Below are 4695 nucleotides of genomic sequence, written 5' to 3'. Positions count from 1 at the left end.
CTTCTCGCCTTTGGCAACAACCGGTTCGGTAAACGGATCGGCCTTGGCGAGCAGACCGTGGGCCTGGCTACGCGCCGCATCGATGCGCTGCCGCGCTTCGTCCTCGCTCTCCAGCGCGCCGACCTGAATGATCCATCCGGTACGGGCTGCGGCAGGCTTGACGGCGCTGTTTTGCTGAACGACCGGTGGTTGTGGTTGGGGCGCGGGATCGGCGTAGGCCATCGCCTGGGAGGTGGCCGAGGAGGGCAGGCTGGATGCCGGAAGGACGCCCAGCAAGCCATTTCCCGTGCCGTGGTTCGCCGGCTGCTGCGGCATCCCGGGAACGTCGTCCTTGCTGGTTTCGGCCTTGATCGTTTCCGCTTTGGCGACAACCGCGCCTGACGTCTCCGGCACTTCCGCGCGGGCGGGCGAAATTGCGTTGGTGACAGGCGTAGCCGGCTGCGGCGAAACGGCCGAGGCCAGCTTCATTTGTCCAGCCTTGACATGAACCGTCCTGACCCTGACGGGCTTCATCGGTTCGGACGAGCCGGGGATTGCGGCGATGGCTTGGACCTGGATCACCCCGTTGGTAAGCGGGGCGGGTTCGGCCTTGGTTTGCGGCGCAGCCGCACCAGCTGCGACCGGTCCTGAAGTCGGGCCGGTCGAACGGGCCGGCGGCAGGCCGACGGATTCGGGGGAAGCGGACGCGACCTCGATTGCGGCTGGGGCCTCAATCATTGGCGTCGCCCGTGACTCGGATTCGGCCTCCGCAACGTTGGCGTTGCCATCAGCATTTCGCTCGGTGATCGCGGCGACCGAACGCCTGGTCGCAGCTTTTTCGAGGTTGTCGGCAAGCAGGTTACGCATGATGGCGTCGCGCGAACTGCCGCTGCGACCTCCCATGACCACGCCGACCAGATGGCGGTTGCCGCGGTGCATCGAGGTGACGAGATTGAAGCCGGACGCTCGGGTGTAGCCAGTCTTGATGCCATCGACGCCCTCGACGCTGCCCAACAGATGGTTGTGGTTGCGGATCGATTGGCCGTGATAGTCGAACGCCACCGTTGAGAAATAGCGGTAATAACGTGGGAAACGGTCCTGGATGGCGCGGCCCAGCGTCGATTGATCGCGCGCGGTCGTCACCTGATCGTCGTCGGGCAGGCCGGACGCATTGCGATAAACCGTCCTGACCATGCCGAGCGCGCGGGCCTTGCGGGTCATCAGTTTGGCGAAATCGCTTTCGTCGCCGGCGATGGCTTCCGCGATCACGACGGCCGCGTCGTTGGCGGAGCGCGTCACCAGTCCCTTGATGGCGTCTTCGACCCGGATGGTTTGCCCCGGGCGCAGGCCGAGCTTGGTCGGAGCTTGTTCGGAAGCGTGTTCGGAGACGTCCATTTCCGTATCGAGCTTCATCTTGCCGGCATCGAGACGCTCGAACAGCAAATAGAGCGTCATGATTTTGGTAAGCGAGGCCGGATGGCGGCTGGCGTCGGGATTGTTGGCGAAGAGGGTGGCGCCGGAGTTGCCGTCGACGATGATGGAGGAGAAGGCCGGGCTGTAGCTCTCTTCCTCGTGATGGCGCGAGTGGTGCGCAGATCCATGCCGGTGGTGGCGCGCGTCGGCGGCGCTATTGGTGAAAATGACCGCCGTGGCCACCGTGACCAGCCCGAGAGCCCAAACCCGCAAACCACGCGGGGACGCCAAGGTTGTACGAAGCATAAACTTCCCCGTCCCTATTGCTGTCTTAATCACCGGTTCGTGAGGCCAAATCAAGCCCAAACGTCGGTGACGTTGCTCGCTCGAACTGCACAACCGACCGGGTCATTCCCGGACGCACCGCAGTTCGCGCCGCTATTCCAGCTAACGGTCTGTACACAAGAGTCTTTCGACCGCCCGTCTGGAGACCGGGCAGGCCTGAGAATCAGGTTAGGTGCCCAGAGTTTCCAAATGATTAAGCAACCATTGCTGGATCCCTCGGGATTTCACCGAATTTCGCCATCGTTTGTGCGTCGCACAAAAAAACTTGACTTTATTGTGCGGCGCACTATCTAAATGGTGTAGCCGGGCATCCCCGGCAGATCAGCATCAACACCAGTCAGGGAAGGAATCCAGCATGATCAAAGTTGAAGACTTGCAGCAATACGGCAAAGAGCACCTTGAGTCGGTCGTCGCATCGGCGACCACGGTGCAGAATGGCGTTCAGGCTATCGCCGTTGCCTACGGCGATTACGCCAAGAAGTCGTTTGAAGACACCAAATCGTTTGTCGAGAAGCTGTCCGGTGTGAAGTCGCTGGACAAAGCGCTCGAAGTCCAGACCGAATACATGAAGTCCGCCTATGAGGCCTTCGTGGCCGAGTCGCAGAAGATCGCGGGCCTCTATACCGATCTCGCCAAGCAGACCTTTAAGCCGCTGGAAAGCATGGTCGCCAAGTTCACGCCGGCGGCTGCCGCCTGACGTCAGGGATGTCTGCGGAAATCAAAAAGCCTGGCCCTTGTGGCCGGGCTTTTTCTTTGGAAGGGACTATCGCGCGACCCGCAGGTCGCGCTTTGCTTTGTCAAATCCGGCAGGATTGATTAGACTTTCCCGGATCGCCGAGCCGGGAGTCGGGCCGCTGCGGGTGGCATTTTGGTCGAGATTTGCGCGCTTGCGGCGAACCGATGGCTGACCCATATTCCTGTCATAGATCCAACTGACGGGGTCGGGCCGGCCGGGAGCGGCGATCTTGAAGGTGTCTGGGAACTCTTTGGATGGCTCCGGCAGGAGAACATTACCCCTTCGCTTTCTGGTTTCCTGTGGAGATTTCGAACGCCTGTGCCATGTTGGAATTAGCTTCCAGTCTTGATCCCGCGCCAGCCGCCGTCGTCGCATCTGCTGCTCGGATGGGCAACGATGAGAACCGCGCGGGGGGGGCCGGCGGTCCGGCCACTTCCGTTATCGCCAAGGTCAAACCAAGGACCAAGCGACCGAATCACTATCGGGTCCTGATCCTCAACGACGATTACACGCCGATGGAATTTGTCGTTCTCGTGCTGGAGAAGTTCTTCCAGAAGGATGTCGAAGCCGCAACCAAGATCATGCTGCACGTCCATCATCACGGTATCGGGGAGTGTGGCGTATTCACCTACGAGATCGCTGAAACCAAGGTGACGCAGGTGATGGATTTCGCCCGTAAGAACCAGCATCCCCTGCAATGCGTGATGGAAAAAAAGTAGCGTTGGGGCAAATTACTGCAAATGGGAACAAGTTTTGCATCAATTTCACTTTAAAAGCGCGGCGAACCGGCCACGCCGGCACGAAATATTGGGCCGCGCTGCCCCATTTTGCCGATCCAAGGTATGGTCTGGGCTTAAATGAGCCGCGGAACCGGTCTTTTGCCACGATCGGCTGTAACTATATACGACAAAGGTTTGTTGTTGCCTGAACGGGCAACGACGATCATGATGGCGGGGGCCACAGAGGACGCGAATGCCGACTTTTTCCCAGAGCCTTGAACAATCCCTGCATCGTGCGCTGGCGATCGCGAACGAGCGTCATCATCAATATGCGACGCTTGAACACCTTCTGCTGTCGCTGATCGATGACTCCGACGCGGCCGCCGTCATGCGCGCCTGTAGTGTCGATCTCGACAAGCTGCGCACCAGTCTCGTCAACTATCTCGAGACCGAATTCGAAAACCTGGTCACGGACGGCGCAGACGATGCCAAGCCGACCGCGGGCTTCCAGCGCGTGATCCAGCGCGCCGTCATTCACGTCCAGTCATCGGGCCGCGAGGAAGTCACCGGCGCCAACGTTCTGATCGCGATCTTCGCGGAACGCGAGAGCCATGCCGCCTATTTCCTGCAAGAGCAGGACATGACGCGCTACGACGCGGTGAATTATATCAGCCATGGCATAGCCAAGCGCCCCGGCGTGTCCGAAGCCCGCCCGGTGCGCGGGGTCGACGAAGAGACCGAGACAAAGGGCAATGAGGATTCCAAGAAAAAGGGCGAGGCGCTCGATACTTACTGCGTGAACCTCAACAAGAAGGCGCGCGATGGCAAGATCGATCCCGTGATCGGACGCAACTCCGAAATTAACCGCGCCATTCAGGTGCTCTGCCGCCGGCAGAAGAATAATCCCTTGTTTGTCGGCGAGGCCGGCGTCGGCAAGACCGCGATCGCGGAGGGCCTCGCCAAGCGCATTGTCGACAGCGAAGTTCCGGAAGTATTGGCGGCGGCCACGGTGTTCTCGCTAGACATGGGCACCTTGCTCGCAGGAACGCGCTACCGTGGCGATTTCGAGGAGCGGCTGAAGCAGGTGCTCAAGGAACTCGAGGCCCATCCCAACGCCATTCTGTTCATCGACGAAATTCACACAGTGATCGGTGCCGGCGCGACTTCCGGCGGCGCGATGGACGCATCCAATCTGTTAAAGCCGGCGCTGGCTTCCGGTACCATCCGCTGCATGGGCTCGACGACCTACAAGGAATATCGCCAGCATTTTGAAAAGGATCGCGCGCTGGTGCGCCGGTTCCAGAAGATCGATATCAACGAGCCGACGGTGGAGGACGCGATCGCGATCCTCAAGGGTTTGAAACCGTATTTCGAGGACTACCACCGGCTGAAATACACCAACGAGGCTATCGAGGCAGCGGTGCAGCTGTCGTCGCGTTACATTCATGACCGCAAGCTGCCCGACAAGGCGATCGACGTTATCGATGAATCCGGCGCGGCGCA

4 protein-coding genes are annotated in these 4695 nt (G+C 60.2%); 3 read left to right on the top strand and 1 reads right to left on the bottom strand.

Going from position 1 to position 4695, the window contains the following annotated elements; genetic code table 11:
• Window positions 1-1698: D-alanyl-D-alanine carboxypeptidase family protein (locus ABSG20_RS30265; protein ID WP_423868130.1), on the bottom strand; the 1698-nt coding region annotated here is incomplete at its 3' end.
• Window positions 1699-2092: 394 nt separating this feature from the next.
• Here ABSG20_RS30265 and ABSG20_RS30260 point away from each other — a divergent pair.
• The 3 genes from ABSG20_RS30260 to ABSG20_RS30250 form a co-directional block, all read left to right on the top strand.
• Window positions 2093-2434, top strand: a complete 342-nt coding sequence (locus tag ABSG20_RS30260; RefSeq protein WP_423868129.1) for a phasin family protein — start codon at window positions 2093-2095, stop codon at window positions 2432-2434.
• A 425-nt stretch (window positions 2435-2859) separates the two neighbouring features.
• Window positions 2860-3192, top strand: a complete 333-nt coding sequence (clpS, locus tag ABSG20_RS30255) for an ATP-dependent Clp protease adapter ClpS (RefSeq protein WP_423868131.1) — start codon at window positions 2860-2862, stop codon at window positions 3190-3192.
• A gap of 253 nt (window positions 3193-3445) precedes the next feature.
• Window positions 3446-4695: Clp protease N-terminal domain-containing protein (locus ABSG20_RS30250; RefSeq protein WP_423868128.1), on the top strand; the 1250-nt coding region annotated here is incomplete at its 3' end.

Source organism: Bradyrhizobium sp., from assembly GCF_049512235.1.
Lineage (GTDB): Bacteria > Pseudomonadota > Alphaproteobacteria > Rhizobiales > Xanthobacteraceae > Bradyrhizobium.
Note: the sequence above shows the minus strand (reverse complement) of the source record. Positions and strands in the feature narration are given on the sequence as shown.

Coding starts and splice junctions, on each gene's coding strand:
- clpS (WP_423868131.1), top strand. CDS start 2,860: ATGGGCAACGATGAGAACCGCGCGGGGGGGGCCGGCGGTCCGGCCACT.
- ABSG20_RS30260 (WP_423868129.1), top strand. CDS start 2,093: ATGATCAAAGTTGAAGACTTGCAGCAATACGGCAAAGAGCACCTTGAG.